Source organism: Salmonella sp. 32031103-2018-00083-FB-01-SM-01 (genome assembly GCF_017571995.1).
Taxonomy (GTDB): Bacteria; Pseudomonadota; Gammaproteobacteria; order Enterobacterales; family Enterobacteriaceae; genus Salmonella; species Salmonella enterica.
Genome location: NZ_JAGEQL010000003.1, coordinates 365,364 through 383,448 on the forward strand (window position 1 = coordinate 365,364; position 18,085 = coordinate 383,448).

An 18,085-nucleotide genomic window follows, 5' to 3' on the forward strand; every position below is an offset into this window, starting at 1 on the left:
ACAGACAAAAGAGAGCGACGCCATGTCCGTACAGAACATTGTCAATATTAATGAATCCAACCTGCAGCAGACCTTAGAGCAGTCCATGACCACGCCGGTACTGTTCTATTTCTGGTCTGAACGCAGCCAACACTGTCTGCAATTAACGCCAGTGCTGGAAAGTCTGGCTGCCCAGTACCACGGTCAGTTTATTCTGGCAAAGCTGGACTGCGACGCCGAACAGATGATCGCCGCTCAGTTTGGTCTGCGCGCCATCCCGACAGTCTATCTGTTCCAGAATGGCCAACCGGTCGATGGTTTCCAGGGACCGCAGCCGGAAGAGGCGATCCGCGCTCTGCTGGATAAAGTACTGCCGCGTGAAGAAGAGCTAAAAGCGCAACAAGCGATGCAGTTAATGCAGGAGGGCAACTATGTTGACGCGCTGCCGTTGCTCAAAGACGCCTGGCAGCTCTCTTCGCAGAACAGTGAGATTGGCCTGTTACTGGCGGAAGCGCAAATTGCGCTGAACCGCTCTGAAGAGGCCGAAGCGGTGTTAAAAACTATCCCGCTACAGGATCAGGATACCCGTTATCAGGGGCTGGTTGCGCAGATCGAACTGCTTAAACAGGCGGCGGATACGCCGGAAATTCAGCAACTTCAGCAGCAAGTCGCGGAGAATCCGCAGGATGCGGCTTTGGCAACGCAACTGGCGTTGCAGTTGCACCAGGTCGGACGTAATGAAGAAGCGCTGGAATTGCTGTTCAGCCATCTGAGAAAAGATCTTGCCGCCGCCGAGGGACAAACGCGCAAAACCTTCCAGGAGATCCTTGCCGCGCTCGGCACCGGCGACGCGCTGGCGTCGAAATACCGCCGCCAGTTGTACGCGCTACTGTATTAATCCTCTCTTGCCTGATGGCGCGCTTATCTGGCCTACCTGTCGTCCTCAGGCCGGATAAGGCGCTTGCGCCATCATCCGGCCACTATCATGATTTCTTGAGCGGCATCACTACCAACTGATGACGCGAATTATAGAACTTCCGGTAGGTTAAATAGCAGGCAATGATGGTAGACAGGCTGGCTGTCGACAACAGCATAAACGTTACCATAATTTGATATTTAATCGCTTTTACCGGATCGATCCCGGCAAAAATCAGCCCGGACATCATCCCCGGCAGGCTCACCAGCCCAACGGTCTTTGCCGAGTCGATCGTCGGGATAAGCGATGCGCGGATACTATCGCGGATAAGCCCGGCGGAGGCCATTTTCGGCGTTGCGCCCAAACTTAACTTTTCCTGGATTTGCTGCTGCTCGCTGTGAAAACGCAGCCCCAGTTGGTTGTAGCACAGTCCTACCGCCACCATCGCATTGCCGGCGACCATGCCAGCGATGGGAATCACCTGCATCGGCGCAAATTCAATCGAACCGGTAAGCATCAGTACCGTCAGCGTTAGTCCGGCGCCGACGGTGATGGCGATAAACGAGGAGAGAAATGCCTTATCGATATATTTACTGCGCTTTTGCGCGTTCCATGCGGCGTTAAAACAGATGAACAGCACCATCAGTAGCGTCAGGGCGGCATGATTAACGCCAAAGATGTATTTCAGTACATAGCCGACAATAATGAGCTGTATCACCGCCCGGCATACGCTCCACAGAATATCTTTTTCCAGCGCCAGCTTTTCCTTGTGACTGATGAGCATCGCGACCACCACCAGCAGCATCGATAACGCCAGCGAGGTATTGGTAATATTATGCTCGTTCATAACGCGCCTCCTGCATCTCTCCGGCAGATGGCGTTAACGTTATCACCTTATCCGCGTGTTGAATTTCATCTTTATCATGCGTTACCCACAAGACAGCGACCTGCTTATCGCGAACATAGCGATGAATAATATCATTCACATTCCGTTTGTTATGTTCATCCAGCGCGCTGGTTATTTCGTCGAGTAACAGTATTTTCGGCAGAAACTGTAGATTACGAATTAGAGCAATACGCTGTTTTTCCCCGCCGGAAAGTGCGGCAATCGGTTTTTGCAGAATCGTCTCCGGCAGTTCAAAACGCGCCAGATCGTCTGCGAAGGCTGTCGGCTGCGGGCGCTGATGGCGAATTTGCCAGGGAAAAATCAGGTTATCGTAAACCGTATCGCCAAATAGCGCTGGCGTCTGAGCGCAATAAGAAACCTGCTGGCGATAGGCTTCCGGACTCAGAGTAGTAATATCCTGCCCCTCAAAAAGAATCACGCCGATATCAGGGCTTATTAACGAGGCCACCATTTTCAACAACGTACTTTTTCCGCAGCCAGAAGGACCGGTAATTAACTTAAATTCGCCGCGTTGCAGCGTAAAACTGATGTTATTCACTATTTTTGTCGTCGCAGTCCGGTAACCGACCTGCTTTAACTCAAGCAACATGCTACGTTCTGTCATTTATTGCGCATCCGTTGTTCATATTTTTATAGCGATAGTGTATCCCTGTAATTAATAAGGGGGGAACATGCTTTACTGAATCAGGTATAATTCGCTTAATTCGTCAGCAAAATCGGTTTATGGACAACGCAACAGGAGGTTTAGCTATGCTCATTCTTATCCCTATTCTCATTTTCGTCGCGCTGGTGATCGTCGGCGCGGGCGTCAAAATCGTTCCGCAGGGATACCAGTGGACGGTGGAGCGCTTTGGACGTTACACCAAAACCCTGCAGCCGGGATTAAGCCTTGTTGTACCGTTTATGGACAGAATTGGCCGCAAGATCAATATGATGGAGCAAGTGCTGGATATTCCGTCGCAGGAGGTGATCTCAAAAGATAACGCCAACGTCACTATCGATGCGGTCTGTTTTATTCAGGTTATCGATGCGCCGCGCGCCGCTTATGAAGTCAGTAACCTGGAACTGGCGATCATTAACCTGACCATGACCAATATCCGTACGGTGCTCGGTTCGATGGAGCTGGATGAAATGCTCTCCCAGCGCGACAGCATCAACACGCGGCTGCTGCATATTGTCGATGAAGCCACCAACCCGTGGGGAATTAAAGTTACCCGTATCGAAATTCGCGATGTCCGCCCTCCGGCGGAATTGATCTCCTCGATGAACGCCCAGATGAAAGCGGAACGTACCAAACGCGCCTATATCCTTGAGGCCGAAGGGGTACGTCAGGCGGAAATCCTGAAAGCCGAGGGGGAAAAACAGTCGCAGATTCTGAAAGCCGAAGGCGAACGTCAGTCCGCTTTCCTGCAGGCGGAAGCGCGCGAACGTTCCGCCGAAGCGGAAGCCCGCGCTACGCAGATGGTGTCTGAAGCCATCGCCGCCGGGGATATTCAGGCGATAAACTACTTCGTGGCGCAGAAATACACCGAAGCGTTACAGCAAATCGGCTCGGCGAATAACAGCAAAGTGGTCATGATGCCGCTGGATGCCAGCAGTCTGATGGGCGCTATCGCCGGGATCAGCGAGCTGGTTAAGGACAGCGCCAGCGAACGGAAAAAAGCATGATAGCGATGATTCTGGTACATCCGCATATCTTCTGGCTTAGCCTCGGCGGCCTGTTGTTGGCTGCGGAAATGCTCGGCGGTAACGGCTATTTGCTGTGGAGCGGCGTGGCGGCAGTGATTACCGGCTTAACCGTCTGGCTCTTACCGCTCGGCTGGGAATGGCAGGGCGTGCTGTTTGCGGCCTTAACGTTGCTGGCGGCCTGGCTTTGGTGGCGCTGGCTGGCGCGTCGCGTGCGGGAACAGAAGCCGACCGACAGCCGCCTTAACCAACGCGGACAACAACTGGTAGGCCGCCGGTTTATGCTTGATGCCGCGTTAGTGAACGGACGGGGTCATATGCGTGTCGGCGACAGCTCGTGGCCGGTATGCGCTGACGAAGACCTGCGCGCAGGTACGCATGTCGAAGTGATCGCCGTGGAAGGCATCACCTTACGCATTCGCGCCGTTTAATCAACGTGGCTTTTGCGCCTTGTGATGACAGCAGCCGGAAAGATTATCAATAATCGGGCAGTCGGCGCTGTCATCGCCGGGACAACTCTCCGCCAGCGCCAGCAATTGATCGCGCATTGATTGCAGCTCGCTGATATGGCGCTCGATCTCCGCGACCTTTTCCAGCGTCCGCTTTTTCACATCTGCGCTATGGCGTCGCGGATCGTTAAACAGATTGACCAGTTCGCCACACTCTTCCAGATTAAACCCCACCTGCCTCGCCTGTCGCAGCAACGTCAGCTCGTTTAAATGCTTCTGCGTGTAGGTGCGATAACCATTTTCGCTACGTAATGGCGGCGTCACCAGACCTTTCTCTTCATAAAACCGAATGGCTTTGCTGGTTAAACCGGTTTTTTTCGCCACATCGCTAATATTCATATTTCCCCCTTGACCTTAACCTTGCTGGAAGGTTTAACCTTTATCACAGTGAGTCACTACGATTACTAAGGTCAATGAATTGATGACCAATCATAAAGGAGTTTTTACTATGTCTCAAACTATCGACCTGACCCTGGACGGTTTGTCCTGCGGTCATTGCGTTAAACGCGTGAAAGAAAGTCTTGAACAACGTCCGGATGTTGAGCTGGCGGACGTCACCGTAACCGAAGCGCACGTTACCGGTACCGCCAGTGCGGACGCGTTAATTGAAACCATCAAACAAGCCGGGTATGGCGCGACGTTAAGCCACCCAAAGGCTAAACCGCTGACGGAGTCATCAATCCCGTCGGAAGCACTGGCAGCGGTTCCTCATGAGCTTCCGGTAGCGACGGCCGATGAAGAAAGCCAACAGTTGCTGTTAAGCGGCATGAGCTGCGCCAGTTGTGTCACCCGCGTACAACATGCGCTACAAAGCGTACCGGGCGTCACGCAGGCACGGGTAAACCTGGCGGAACGCACTGCGCTGGTGATGGGCAGCGCGTCCGCCGCTGATTTAGTGCAGGCGGTGGAAAAAGCCGGCTACGGCGCAGAGGCGATTGAAGATGACATCAAACGCCGCGAGCGCCAGCAGGAAACCGCCATCGCCACCATGAAACGTTTTCGCTGGCAGGCCATCGTCGCTCTGGCGGTCGGTATACCGGTCATGGTCTGGGGGATGATCGGCGATAACATGATGGTGACCGGCGACAACCGCAGCCTGTGGCTGGCTATTGGCCTGATCACGCTTGCGGTGATGGTCTTTGCGGGCGGTCATTTTTACCGTAACGCGTGGAAAAGCCTGCTGAACGGCACGGCGACGATGGATACGCTGGTGGCGCTCGGCACCGGGGTCGCCTGGCTCTACTCCATGAGCGTCAACCTGTGGCCGCAGTGGTTCCCGATGGAAGCGCGGCACCTTTATTACGAAGCCAGCGCGATGATTATCGGTCTGATTAATCTCGGACACATGCTGGAAGCGCGCGCCCGTCAGCGTTCCTCAAAAGCGCTGGAAAAATTACTCGATCTCACCCCGCCCACCGCACGCGTCGTGACAGAAGACGGCGAAAAAAGCGTCCCGTTGGCGGACGTTCAGCCAGGGATGCTGTTGCGGCTCACTACCGGCGATCGCGTGCCGGTGGATGGCGAAATTACCCAGGGCGAAGCGTGGCTTGATGAAGCCATGCTGACCGGCGAACCCATTCCACAGCAAAAAGGCGAAGGCGATAGCGTTCATGCCGGCACCGTCGTCCAGGACGGCAGCGTCCTGTTCCGCGCCAGCGCGGTGGGCAGTCATACCACGCTGTCACGCATTATTCGCATGGTACGCCAGGCGCAAAGCAGTAAACCGGAAATTGGCCAACTGGCCGATAAAATCTCCGCGGTGTTCGTTCCCGTCGTCGTGGCCATTGCGCTGTTCAGCGCCGCTATCTGGTATTTCTTCGGACCGGCGCCGCAAATTGTTTATACGCTGGTCATCGCCACCACCGTACTGATTATCGCCTGCCCTTGCGCATTAGGCCTGGCGACGCCAATGTCGATTATTTCCGGCGTAGGCCGCGCTGCCGAATTCGGCGTGCTGGTACGCGACGCCGATGCCCTGCAACGCGCCAGTACGTTGGATACCCTCGTTTTTGATAAAACCGGGACGCTGACGGAAGGCAAGCCGCAAGTGGTGGCGGTAAAAACCTTTAACGGCGTTGAGGAAGCTCAGGCATTACGTCTGGCAGCCGCGCTCGAACAAGGCTCCAGCCACCCGCTGGCCCATGCGATTCTGGAAAAAGCCGGCGACGATAAACTGCCTCAGGTGAACGGTTTCAGAACGCTGCGCGGACTGGGCGTCAGCGGTGAAGCGGAAGGTCATCAACTGCTTCTGGGGAACCAGGCGTTGCTGAACGAACAGCACGTCGCCACGGATGATATGACGGCGGAAATCACCGCGCAGGCCTCGCAAGGCTCTACTCCGGTCCTGCTGGCGATTGACGGTAAAGCGGCGGCGTTACTGGCGGTACGCGATCCATTGCGCAGCGATAGTATTGCCGCGCTTGAACGCCTGCACAACGCCGGATACCGTCTGGTGATGCTCACCGGGGATAACCCAACGACGGCTAACGCGATTGCCAAAGAAGCGGGTATTGATGAAGTGATTGCGGGCGTTCTGCCGGATGGCAAAGCCGATGCGATTAAACGTCTGCAAAGCCAGGGTCGTCAGGTTGCGATGGTCGGCGATGGTATCAACGATGCGCCCGCGCTGGCGCAGGCGGACGTCGGTATCGCGATGGGCGGCGGCAGTGATGTGGCGATTGAAACCGCGGCGATTACGCTGATGCGCCATAGTCTGATGGGCGTGGCGGATGCGCTGGCCATTTCGCGCGCGACGTTGCGCAATATGAAGCAAAACCTGCTTGGCGCATTTATCTACAACAGCATTGGTATCCCGGTGGCCGCCGGTATTCTGTGGCCGTTTACCGGTACCTTGTTAAACCCGGTAGTAGCGGGTGCGGCAATGGCGCTGTCTTCCATTACCGTCGTGAGCAATGCCAACCGGCTATTGCGCTTTAAACCGAAAGCGTAAAAAGTCCTATCAGGCAGCATTAGCTGCCTGATATATTATTAAGCCATCAGTAATTTACCGTATCAATATATAAAAATTTAACCGCACATCCTGTAGAAAAATAAAAAACAACATTTTATAATGTTTTTTTGAATCATAAGGATGTGTTATTTATGTTTAGAAAAGCAGTTACTCTTCTTTTCCTGCTTTCTCCCGCAGTTAGTTATGCAGGATTATTTGATTCCAGTCCAGAGTTAAAATGCGGCAACGATAATGCAGTCACGGCGGCAAAAGAGTGGATCTATAATGAAGCATTAGGTCGTTTACAGCAAGACTATATTAAAGCGCCTTCCACGCTTTTCTTCGATATCCCCCAGACTCAGTACGAGCAGCAACTCCGGGCTATTCCTGTTCAATTCAGTGATGTAATAACGCAAAATCCTCAATCAGAAAATGCCAACCTACGAATTTGCTCGGCTACCGTCGCCATGGGTATTCCTCAGTCATTGTTTAAAGTAATTAAATACTTACCAGATACTCTATTCTATATTTCACAAGGGAATGGACAGGTAATAAACAATACGGTGACCTGGAAAGAGGTTAACTACAATATCCAGCTTGCTGACAACAACAAAGATATTGTCGTCACCCCGGTGAAAAAAACCGATAAATTGGCGTGGTCTATTTATGTAATGGCAAGAATGACGGTATCTGGTGATAATCTCATAAAGAAAAAAAATAGCTCACTGATTGAAATCGCAGCAAAGAAATTTGAGAGTAGAGATCGCGAGCTTAATCAGGTCTGGAATTCACTACCCGCCTCTGCCCGAACGGCATTAAAACAAGAGCAGCGAGTCTGGGTGACAAAAAAAGAGCAGCAGTGCGGCAAACTTAGCGATGCAAAATCCGAGGCCATACCTGCTGAAAAGCGCATCAGTATTTATAAATGCCAGCTTGAAATGACCATCGCCAGAACGGCCTATCTCGACGGCAGCGAATAACCCGACCGATCGTTGACGTCCCGTCAGGGCGCATTGCGCTCTTTTCTCCAACGCGCTAGCATGAGCTTTTTCAAAGGGAGCGCGTATGGAGCTATTAAATCAACTTAAACGTTTATGGCGCGCGCTGCGTGGTACCCCAAATAGTTGGCCTGCTATCGATCTCTCCCTGCCCGGCGGTCGTCATCTGCATCTGGTTGGCAGTATTCATATGGGGACGCGCGATATGGCTCCTCTTCCAGCAAAGCTGGTGAAAAAGCTACGCCAGGCCGACGCGCTGGTCGTTGAAGCGGATATTTCTGGTAACGAAACGCCATTCAGCAATCTCCCCAAATACCCGCCGTTGGTCGAACGTCTCAGCGCCGGGCAGCTAAGCGCACTGGAAAAACGGGTCAGCGAGTTGGGTATGCCGCTGATCCATTTTGATAATCAACCTTTATGGCAGATAGCTATGGTGCTACAGGCCACGCAGGCGCAACGGCTGGGATTGCGCCCGGACTATGGCATTGATTATCAGCTATTACAGGCTGCCCGCGAAATGTCGCTGCCGGTGCAAGAGCTGGAAGGGGCGAAACACCAGCTCGAACTACTCTGCGATCTGCCCGATGGCGGGATGGCGCTGCTCGACGACACGCTGACGCACTGGCACACCAACGCACGGCTTTTGCAGGTGATGATCGGCTGGTGGCTTGAACAGCCGCCGACCAGCGTCGGCGCTTCGCTCCCCAGAACGTTTAGCCAACCGCTGTATGATGTACTGATGGTAAAACGCAATGAAGCCTGGCGCGACGCGCTGCTGGCACTGCCGCCGGGACGCTACGTGGTAGCCGTAGGGGCGCTACATCTGTACGGCGAAGGCAACCTACCGCAAATATTGAAATAAAAAAATGGCCAATATCGCTATTGGCCCGTCAAAGAGGAATTTCATCGTTATTATTATCCCGACGCTTTCGCTTCGGATCTTCAGATTGTCGCTCAAAGTTGCCGCAACTGCCAAGACCTAATGCACAAGATTATACTATTTTTTAGTCCGCTTTCGGGCGTATGCTGATGGCAAATCACGTCTGTAGTAAGAAGGAACGTTATGACACCCGCAGTTAAGTTACTCGAAAAAAACAAGATTCCGTTTAACATTCACACCTACGATCACGATCCGAATGAAACTAACTTTGGCGATGAAGTGGTGCGTAAGCTCGGGCTAAACGCCGATCAGGTGTATAAAACGCTTTTGGTTGCCGTGAATGGCGATATGAAGCAACTGGCCGTCGCCGTAACGCCTGTAGCCGGGCAGCTGGATTTGAAAAAAGTCGCCAAAGCTCTGGGCGCGAAAAAGGTCGATATGGCCGACCCGATGGTGGCGCAACGCACCACGGGATATCTGGTCGGCGGGATCAGTCCGCTGGGACAGAAGAAACGGCTGCCCACGCTGATTGACGCGCCTGCCCGCACGTTTGCCACTATTTATGTTTCCGGTGGTAAACGCGGGCTGGATATTGAACTGGCGGCTGACGATTTGGCCGCCATACTGGGTGCTAAATTCGCTGATATCGCGCGTCGGGATTAAGCCTGCGTAAAATACATTGCCGGATAGCGGCGCAAACGCCTTATCCGGCCTACAGCAGACATAATCCGTAGGCCTTAAGGCTGCGCGCCATCAGGCAGAAATGGCTATCCGTACCGCTACAGCCAGCTCACCTCACCCTTTGGCGTAAACGCCGCCGCATCCAGCGGTGAATTCTGCTGAATAAACTCTTTCAGCACTTCCGCGTCAATAAACCCGGTATTCACGTATCCCGGTTTGTTATCGATGCGCGGATAACCATCGCCGCCCGTGGCGTTGAAACTCAGCGTCGCCATGCGATAGGTTTTGGCCGGATCAACAGGCTCGCCTTTGATTTTCAGATCGGTGAGCTTGCCCTCTTTGGCGACAAAGCTCACATTGGCGAACTGTGGATAGGCGCCGGAGTCCGGCTTCATCTGCGCTACGGCGGTGAGATAATCAACCACCTCTTTGCCACTCATATCGGCATACACCACAATGTTGCCGAACGGCTGTACCTTGAGCACGCTTTTATAGGTAATATCTCCCGCCTCAATCGAGTCGCGAATACCGCCGCCGCTCATCACGCCAAAATCGGCGCCGGTGCGCGCGATCTGCGCAGCCAGAATCACCCGTCCCATATTGGTCTGGACAAATCTGACCTTACTGCGATCGCCTTCAAGAAGGCCATTCACGCTACCAATTTTCACCTCCAGTTGCGCTTTACCTTTATTCTGGAACGGCGTTAATAACGAGAGCATTTGCGGATTTTCGGCGATTTCCGGCGTGTAAAGTACACGCTCGCTTTTCCCGTTATCCCAGGTCACTTTTTTCTTGAGATTTACCGGAATAAGCTGGTAGTTAACCATTTTCATCTCGCCGTTACGGAATTCGAAATCCGCGCGGCCCACATATTTACCCCACTCATGCGCCTGCACGATCCAGATACCATTTTGCTTATCCGGCGCGCAGGGCGTTCCCGGTACGTAATTCACCTGTTTTTTATTTTCCGACGCCATGCATACCGGGTCTTGTGAGTGACCGCCCACAATCATCGCCAACGAACCGGCAGGCAGGCTACGCGCCATCTCAACGTCGCCCGGCGCGTTCGAACCGTGATCGCCGTTGTCATAATGTCCCATATGCGTGGTCGCGATAATCACGTCCGGTTTTTCATTCATATTAAGTTCCTGAATCACCACGTTTGCTTCTTCAGCAGGTTTACGAAACTCAATATCGGTGAAATATTCCGGGTTGCCTATTTTCGCCGTGTCATCGGTGGTTAAGCCAATTACCGCGATTTTTATATCCTGGCGTGTAAAAATAGCCCACGGCTTAAACAGACGCTCGCCGGTACTTTTTTGATAAATATTGGCGGAAAGAAAGGGAAACTTCGCCCACTTTTCCTGCTGGCGCAATACGGTGAGCGGGTTATCAAACTCATGATTACCGACGGCCATAGCGTCGTAGCCAATCAGATTCATCCCGCGGAAATCGGGCTCCGCATCCTGGAGATCGGATTCCGGCACCCCGGTATTAATGTCGCCGCCGGATAACAACAGGACGCTTCCCCCCTCTTGCGCCACCTCTTTACGGATACTGTCCACCAGCGTTTTTTGCGCCGCCAGACCATATTCGCCATATTCGCTGCGCCAGAAGTGACCGTGGTGATCGTTGGTATGCAGGATAGTAATTTTATAGGTTTTATCTTTTTCGTAAGCCTGTGCAGGCTGAGTCGTCAGCGCGAACGCCGCCAGTAACGCCAGCGCCACACCCCGTTTCAAAAATTTCATCTTTCTCTCCCTGACTCAATATCAACCGCAGAAATTACCTTTCCTTGCAATAATAGACAAATATGTTTTCAGAATTGAGACTTCCTTCAAACACATTTCACAGGTATGTTAGGCAAGTAATAATTACACATCCTACTATCTCCAACATCGCATAAAATTTAAGTGACTTTCTATGGCCATGAGTGAACCAACCCAGCCGTTAGCCGGCGCGCCCGCAGCGGCCGCTAAAGCACGTACTTCGTTTGGTATTTTGGGCGCGATCAGTCTTTCCCATCTGCTGAACGATATGATCCAGTCGCTAATCTTAGCCATTTATCCCCTGTTGCAGGCGGAGTTCTCGCTGACCTTCGTCCAGATAGGTTTGATCACCCTGACGTTCCAGCTCGCCTCATCGCTGCTGCAACCGGTCGTCGGCTACTGGACGGATAAGTATCCCATGCCGTGGTCGCTGCCTGTCGGCATGTGTTTTACCCTGAGCGGGTTGGTACTGCTGGCAATGGCGGGAAGTTTTGGCGGCGTATTGCTCGCTGCGGCGCTGGTGGGTACCGGCTCGTCCGTTTTTCACCCGGAATCGTCCCGCGTGGCGCGCATGGCCTCCGGCGGACGTCATGGTCTGGCGCAGTCTATCTTCCAGGTCGGCGGAAACTTCGGCAGTTCATTGGGCCCGCTGCTGGCCGCCGTGATTATCGCGCCCTATGGCAAAGGGAATGTCGCCTGGTTTGTGCTGGCCGCACTGCTGGCGATCGTGGTGCTGGCGCAGATCAGCCGCTGGTATGCAGCCCAGCACCGGATAGCGAAAGGCAAGCCAAAAGCGATAATCGCTAACCCGCTGCCGCGCAATAAAGTCGTGCTGGCGGTCAGCGTGTTATTGCTACTCATTTTCTCGAAATATTTTTATATGGCGAGCATCAGTAGCTATTACACCTTTTATCTGATGCAAAAATTCGGATTATCAATACAAAACGCGCAGCTCCATCTGTTTGCCTTCCTGTTTGCGGTGGCTGCCGGGACGGTAATCGGCGGGCCGGTGGGCGATAAAATCGGCAGAAAATATGTGATATGGGGCTCTATTCTCGGCGTCGCGCCGTTTACCCTTGTTTTACCCTACGCCACGCTGTACTGGACGGGGATTTTAACGGTGATTATCGGCTTTATTCTCGCGTCGGCGTTTTCCGCCATTCTGGTGTATGCCCAGGAGCTGCTGCCAGGACGCATCGGTATGGTTTCCGGCCTGTTTTTCGGGTTTGCCTTCGGAATGGGAGGCCTGGGCGCAGCGGTGTTGGGGCTGATTGCCGACCATACCAGTATCTATTTAGTTTATAAAATCTGTGCTTTCCTGCCGCTTCTGGGGATACTGACCATATTCTTACCTGATAATCGACATAAAGCGTGATTTTATGGCGGTTAAAGGTACGCTTTAACCGCCTGTACATCCTGATGCCATCTTGCTTTGTCCATCCCATACTTATCACTTTTACGTTCCGTGCTCTTTTTGCCTTCAGATCGTATCTTTTTATAAAACACAACCATTTTTTATAAACATCCTGATTGAAATTGTCATAAACTATTACCCGGAGTTTTGGAGTCCAGCAACCAAAGGAGACGGAATGCATCACGCTACCCCGCTTATCACCACCATTGTCGGCGGCCTTGTGCTCGCTTTTATTCTCGGCATGATTGCCAACAAATTGCGTATTTCTCCACTGGTGGGATATCTGTTAGCGGGCGTTCTGGCGGGACCTTTTACCCCTGGTTTTGTTGCGGATACCAAACTGGCGCCGGAGCTGGCGGAGCTCGGCGTGATTCTATTGATGTTCGGCGTCGGGCTGCATTTTTCGCTGAAGGATTTGATGGCGGTAAAGTCTATCGCCATTCCCGGCGCTGTCGCTCAGATAGCGGTGGCGACGCTGCTGGGTATGGCGCTTTCCGCCGTGCTGGGATGGTCATTAATGACCGGCATCGTTTTTGGGCTCTGTCTGTCTACCGCCAGTACCGTCGTCCTGCTGCGCGCGCTTGAGGAGCGACAACTCCTTGATAGCCAGCGCGGACAAATCGCCATCGGCTGGCTGATTGTCGAAGATCTGGTGATGGTGCTGACGCTGGTCTTGCTGCCCGCCGTTGCCGGCATGGTGGAAAAAGGCGATGTCGGCATAGCCTCGCTGACGGTCGATATGGGGATAACCATTGGTAAAGTGGTAGCGTTTATCGCCATCATGATGCTGGTCGGACGCCGCCTGGTGCCGTGGATTATGGCCCGCAGCGCCGCCACCGGTTCGCGCGAATTATTTACCCTTTCCGTACTGGCGCTGGCGTTAGGCATTGCGTTTGGCGCGGTAGAACTGTTTGACGTCTCTTTTGCGCTGGGTGCGTTCTTCGCTGGAATGGTGCTTAATGAGTCGGAACTGAGTCACCGGGCGGCGCACGATACTTTGCCGCTGCGCGACGCCTTTGCCGTCCTGTTTTTTGTTTCCGTCGGCATGTTGTTCGATCCGTTAGTCTTGATTCAACAGCCGCTGGCGGTGCTGGCGACGCTTGCTATTATCGTCTTTGGCAAATCGATCGCTGCATTTTTCCTGGTGCGTATGTTCGGCCACTCGCCGCGAACCGCGCTGACCATTGCCGCCAGCCTGGCGCAAATCGGCGAGTTCGCCTTTATTCTCGCCGGACTCGGCATGGCGCTCAACCTGCTGCCGCAAGCGGGACAGAACCTGGTGCTGGCAGGCGCTATTTTGTCGATTATGCTTAATCCCGTACTGTTTACCCTGCTGGAGAAGTATCTGGCGAAAACCGAAACGCTGGAAGAGCAAACTCTGGAAGAGGCTATCGAAGAAGAGAAGCAAATTCCGGTGGATATCTGTAATCATGCCCTGCTGGTGGGTTTTGGCCGCGTAGGCAGTCTGCTGGGAGAAAAATTACTGGCGGCGGGGATTCCGCTGGTGGTTATCGAAACGTCCCGTACCCGCGTGGATGAGCTGCGCGAACGCGGGATTCGCGCCGTGCTGGGCAACGCCGCTAACGAAGAAATCATGAATCTGGCGCATCTGGACTGCGCCCGCTGGCTGTTGTTGACCATCCCCAACGGTTACGAAGCCGGCGAGATTGTCGCCTCAGCGCGGGAAAAAAGTCCTGATATCGAGATAATCGCCCGCGCGCACTATGATGATGAAGTGAAATATATTACCGAGCGGGGAGCCAATCAGGTAGTGATGGGCGAGCGAGAAATTGCCCGGGCGATGTTGGAACTGCTTGAAACGCCGCCCGCAGGTGAAGTCGTCGCCAGTTAAGGGTTTGCCGGACGGCCCGATGCGCGCAGCGCTATCGGGCAAGCCAGATTAGCGATCCCAGTACGACTCTTCCAGGCTGTCCTCACGCTCCGGCAGCCCGCGTGTCAGACGCGGAGAATGCTGGTTCAGTACCTGATAACTGACACGGTTAGCATATTTACACACCTGCGCCAGCGACGAATAGGTCAGCCAGGTGAATTTGTGCTTACTGGAGTTCGGTACGTTGCTACGATGGTAACTGTTCGCCGTAATATCGTGCAGCAGCGCCGCCAGCGCGCCATCGCCCGCGCCGTTGGTGTTCATGATTTTTTCCGGCCCGCCCATATACGGCGCAATATGCGAATAAACGCGCAGCGGATTAGTACAATCTTTATGGCGCATTGCCCGGCTAAATTCATACTGGTTAAATTCAGCAATAGCCCCCGGCAGCAGAGGATGCTGGGTTTTACGTTTTGCTTCCTCTTCGGTGAAGCCTGCCATATATAACCCTATCGGCCCGGCGGTGCATAACACCAGGTCGACCCAGTCCAGCGCCTTATCCGCCGCCAGCAGCGGGTCGTTTTCGCCGGTCAGCGCTTCCGCTTCTTCTTCATTCATTGCCAGAATCGAGACATTCTCTTTGAGAAACGCCTGCCACCACTGCGGATTATCGGCGATCACAAATTTGGTGCCCAGCGTCATGACAACCGGCACGTTATGCTTTTTCGCGTATTCGATCGCTTTCATCGTCGCGTCAGGCATCGGTTCGCCAGGCTTACAGCGCACCAGATATGAGGTCAACACCAGCGCGGAAGCGCCAGCGATCACCGCTTCCGGAATACTTTCCGCCCGTAGCTGATTCATATGGCCGGGGCTGATAGCGAAGGTACGCTCGCCGGATTCGCCAATCAGCGTGAAACAGCGGCCAATCGGGCCATCTACCGCTTGCAGATAATTCAGGTCGGTACGGCTGGAAGTATTACACAGGTAGCGATAAGCGTAGCTGCCAATCTCAATATTGCTGCACATCACGCCCAGTAACACCGAACGGTCATCCGCCAGTACCGAGTAATTATGCATCGTATTGCCTATGGTGCCGCCAGCAAACTGATGGGTGATCAGATTTTCCCGCGTCAGTTCCTGATACAGCTTCTCCGCCACCTCGTCTTCTATCACCAGAGAATGCCCGGCGCTTAATCCATAGCGTGTAATAAAATCGTCATCCACTTTCGCCTCAATATCCACCAACGTCTGGTCGATACCGACGACCCAGGAGGCGTTGGTTTCCTGTTCTGGCTGAATTTGTTGCAACAACGGGTCACGCGCATTGACGGGAAAATAGTGTTTGGATTTACGTTTACCGGGAAATTTCATGATTGTGCTTACGGATGAATAACGGAGCGCTGCATGGTAGCACATTCCCCCCGCTGCGCGCGACGGACGATGGCGTTTCAATATCGGACGACGAGATCGCAGTTTCTCCGGCCGCGTTTTTTACAATGGTTCACTTTCACAAGGAGCGTTTTATGAAGCCGGAAAATAAAATTCCCGTACTCACCCGACTGTCAGACGAAATGACAGCCGTCGTAAACTTCCAGCAACCAGGCCTTCCCCCCTGGCCTGCCGATGGCGATATTGAGACTCAGCGTCAGTATTATCTTCTTGAGCGCCGTTTCTGGAATGCCGACGCACCGTCCATGACCACCCGCACCTGCGCCGTCCCTACGCCTTATGGCGATGTAACAACCCGGCTCTACTCGCCGCAGCCGACCAGTCAGGCCACCTTATACTATCTGCACGGCGGCGGATTTATCCTCGGTAATCTGGATACGCATGACCGGATAATGCGTCTGCTGGCGCGTTATACCGGCTGCACCGTGATCGGTATTGATTATTCGCTGTCGCCGCAAGCGCGTTATCCGCAGGCCATCGAAGAAACCGTCGCGGTATGCAGCTACTTCTCTCAACATGCCGATGAATACTCGCTCAACGTGGAGAAAATCGGTTTCGCCGGGGATTCCGCAGGCGCCATGCTGGCGCTTGCCAGCGCGCTCTGGCTACGTGATAAGCACATTCGCTGCGGTAACGTTATCGCGATTCTGTTGTGGTATGGGCTGTATGGGTTGCAGGATTCGGTAAGCCGCCGTCTGTTCGGCGGCGCGTGGGACGGCCTGACGCGTGAAGATCTGGACATGTACGAAAAGGCCTATCTGCGTAACGAAGACGATCGGGAATCGCCCTGGTATTGTCTGTTTAATAACGATCTCACGCGCGATGTGCCGCCCTGCTTTATTGCCAGCGCGGAGTTTGATCCGCTCATTGATGACAGCCGCTTGCTGCACCAGACATTACAGGCGCACCAGCAGCCCTGCGAATACAAAATGTATCCCGGCACGCTGCACGCCTTTCTGCACTATTCGCGAATGATGACAATCGCCGACGATGCCTTGCAGGACGGCGCGCGATTCTTTATGGCGAGGATGAAGACGCCGCGTTAACGGTACGGCGCCGTGAGTTTCAGCATCATATCAATATGTTCCGGCGTCGCGTTCAGCGCCGAAATGTACGCATATTTTTTACCGCCCGCTTCAAGGAAAATCTCGCGGTTCTGTTCCGCTATCTCTTCCAGCGTCTCCAGACAATCCGCGGCAAATCCCGGACACATGACCTGAATATGGCCAGTCCCCTTTTCACCCAACATTTTTAGCGTTTCATCGGTGTACGGCGTCAGCCACGGTTCACGGCCAAAGCGCGACTGGAACGTCATCATTACCTTTTCCGGCGGCAGTCCCAATGCGGAAACCAGTTCACGCGTGGTATCGCGACAGCGCTGCGGGTAGTCATCGCCTTCATCCGCATAACGTTGTGGAATGCCGTGATAGGAGAGCAGAAGCACATCCGGCTCGCCGTGTCTGGCGAACGACTCACGCGCGCTTTTCGCCAGCGCATCGATATAAGCGCCGTCATCCGCGTAATCGCGAATAAATGAGATACCGGGAATACGACGTTTATGCGCCAGTATTCGCCCCAGTTCGTCCCAGACTGCGCCCACCGTTGAGCAAGAGTATTGCGGGTACAACGGCAGCACGACGATATGGTCGACGTCGCTTGCTAACAGTTCATCGACAGCGCTTTCCAGCGAGGGCGAACCGTAGCTCATCCCCAGCGCGACGGGCGTGTCTGGCAACCGCGCGGCCAGCGCCTGTTGCTGTTCGCGGCTATATACCATGAGCGGCGAACCGCCATCCATCCAGATAGATTGATAGAGTTTCGCGACGCGCGGCGAACGCAGCGGTAAAATAACGCCACGCAGCAACGGCCACCACAGCAGACGAGGAGTATCCACCACGCGTCTGTCGCTTAAAAATTGTTTCAGGTAGCGCTTTACCGCTTCGGGAGTTGGGGCATCTGGCGTGCCAAGGTTAGCCAGCAGGATACCGGTTTTCGTCTGACGCATTGCCGCCTCTTATCTATTCAAATTGTTGATAATTGTAGCGGAAAAGTGATAAAGAAGAACTAATTGCTGCGAGAGGTAAGACGAGAATTTGCCGAATGGCGCTAACGA

The 18,085-nt window shown here is 53.7% G+C and carries 16 protein-coding genes; 10 read left to right on the top strand and 6 right to left on the bottom strand.

Annotation, left to right across the window (positions count from 1 at the left end; all coding sequences use genetic code 11):
• Nucleotides 1-22: 22 nt before the first annotated feature.
• Entirely contained in the window at nucleotides 23-877 is an 855-nt protein-coding gene (gene cnoX / locus J4614_RS11485) for a chaperedoxin (RefSeq protein WP_000116066.1), read from the top strand.
• A gap of 85 nt (nucleotides 878-962) precedes the next feature.
• On the opposite strand, the gene fetB is transcribed toward cnoX, so the two are convergent.
• Together fetB and fetA are read right to left on the bottom strand one after the other, a co-directional pair.
• Nucleotides 963-1,742, bottom strand: a complete 780-nt coding sequence (fetB, locus tag J4614_RS11490; RefSeq protein WP_001002123.1) for an iron export ABC transporter permease subunit FetB — start codon at nucleotides 1,740-1,742, stop codon at nucleotides 963-965.
• Complete coding sequence (gene fetA / locus J4614_RS11495) at nucleotides 1,729-2,406, bottom strand: iron ABC transporter ATP-binding protein FetA (protein ID WP_000140192.1); 678 nt, start codon at nucleotides 2,404-2,406, stop codon at nucleotides 1,729-1,731. Before fetA ends, fetB begins: the two co-directional genes overlap by 14 nt.
• Before the next feature lie 146 nt (nucleotides 2,407-2,552).
• Here fetA and J4614_RS11500 point away from each other — a divergent pair, with 146 nt between their 5' ends.
• Both J4614_RS11500 and J4614_RS11505 read left to right on the top strand, forming a co-directional pair.
• Nucleotides 2,553-3,470 (top strand): SPFH domain-containing protein, encoded by a 918-nt coding sequence (locus tag J4614_RS11500; protein WP_000906146.1) that lies wholly within the window; start codon nucleotides 2,553-2,555, stop codon nucleotides 3,468-3,470.
• A complete protein-coding gene (locus tag J4614_RS11505; RefSeq protein WP_000561177.1) occupies nucleotides 3,467-3,919 on the top strand; it encodes an NfeD family protein in 453 nt (150 codons plus the stop codon). The genes J4614_RS11500 and J4614_RS11505 overlap by 4 nt, the downstream gene beginning before the upstream one ends.
• On the opposite strand, the gene cueR is transcribed toward J4614_RS11505, so the two are convergent.
• A complete protein-coding gene (gene cueR / locus J4614_RS11510) occupies nucleotides 3,920-4,336 on the bottom strand; it encodes a Cu(I)-responsive transcriptional regulator (RefSeq protein ID WP_001026760.1) in 417 nt (138 codons plus the stop codon). It lies immediately after the preceding gene.
• 109 nt (nucleotides 4,337-4,445) lie between these two features.
• Here cueR and copA point away from each other — a divergent pair, with 109 nt between their 5' ends.
• From copA to ybaK, 4 genes are all read left to right on the top strand, one after another.
• Nucleotides 4,446-6,947, top strand: coding sequence for a copper-exporting P-type ATPase CopA (copA, locus tag J4614_RS11515; RefSeq protein WP_000083913.1), 2,502 nt, complete (start codon nucleotides 4,446-4,448; stop codon nucleotides 6,945-6,947).
• 152 nt (nucleotides 6,948-7,099) lie between these two features.
• Nucleotides 7,100-7,927 (top strand): lysozyme inhibitor LprI family protein, encoded by an 828-nt coding sequence (locus J4614_RS11520; RefSeq protein WP_000488532.1) that lies wholly within the window; start codon nucleotides 7,100-7,102, stop codon nucleotides 7,925-7,927.
• Between the two features lie 85 nt (nucleotides 7,928-8,012).
• Entirely contained in the window at nucleotides 8,013-8,807 is a 795-nt protein-coding gene (locus J4614_RS11525; RefSeq protein ID WP_000421865.1) for a TraB/GumN family protein, read from the top strand.
• A 201-nt stretch (nucleotides 8,808-9,008) separates the two neighbouring features.
• Nucleotides 9,009-9,488 carry a Cys-tRNA(Pro)/Cys-tRNA(Cys) deacylase YbaK gene (gene ybaK, locus J4614_RS11530; protein ID WP_000186618.1) on the top strand — a complete coding sequence of 160 codons (480 nt, stop codon included), beginning with the start codon at nucleotides 9,009-9,011 and terminating at the stop codon, nucleotides 9,486-9,488.
• Nucleotides 9,489-9,604: 116 nt separating this feature from the next.
• Here the strand turns inward: ybaK and ushA are convergent, their stop codons facing one another.
• Nucleotides 9,605-11,257, bottom strand: coding sequence for a bifunctional UDP-sugar hydrolase/5'-nucleotidase UshA (ushA, locus tag J4614_RS11535; RefSeq protein ID WP_000670402.1), 1,653 nt, complete (start codon nucleotides 11,255-11,257; stop codon nucleotides 9,605-9,607).
• A gap of 172 nt (nucleotides 11,258-11,429) precedes the next feature.
• Here ushA and J4614_RS11540 point away from each other — a divergent pair, with 172 nt between their 5' ends.
• A complete protein-coding gene (locus tag J4614_RS11540) occupies nucleotides 11,430-12,650 on the top strand; it encodes an MFS transporter (RefSeq protein ID WP_001251593.1) in 1,221 nt (406 codons plus the stop codon).
• Nucleotides 12,651-12,864: 214 nt separating this feature from the next.
• Nucleotides 12,865-14,541 (top strand): YbaL family putative K(+) efflux transporter, encoded by a 1,677-nt coding sequence (gene ybaL / locus J4614_RS11545; protein WP_000546209.1) that lies wholly within the window; start codon nucleotides 12,865-12,867, stop codon nucleotides 14,539-14,541.
• A 48-nt stretch (nucleotides 14,542-14,589) separates the two neighbouring features.
• Here the strand turns inward: ybaL and gsk are convergent, their stop codons facing one another.
• Complete coding sequence (gsk, locus tag J4614_RS11550) at nucleotides 14,590-15,894, bottom strand: inosine/guanosine kinase (RefSeq protein ID WP_000671593.1); 1,305 nt, start codon at nucleotides 15,892-15,894, stop codon at nucleotides 14,590-14,592.
• Nucleotides 15,895-16,046: 152 nt separating this feature from the next.
• Between gsk and aes the strand changes: the two genes are divergently transcribed.
• Nucleotides 16,047-17,018, top strand: a complete 972-nt coding sequence (aes, locus tag J4614_RS11555) for an acetyl esterase (protein WP_001529070.1) — start codon at nucleotides 16,047-16,049, stop codon at nucleotides 17,016-17,018.
• Here aes and hemH read toward each other — a convergent pair.
• Nucleotides 17,015-17,977 carry a ferrochelatase gene (gene hemH / locus J4614_RS11560; RefSeq protein ID WP_001529006.1) on the bottom strand — a complete coding sequence of 321 codons (963 nt, stop codon included), beginning with the start codon at nucleotides 17,975-17,977 and terminating at the stop codon, nucleotides 17,015-17,017. The genes aes and hemH overlap by 4 nt on opposite strands.
• Between the last annotated feature and the right edge of the window lie 108 nt (nucleotides 17,978-18,085).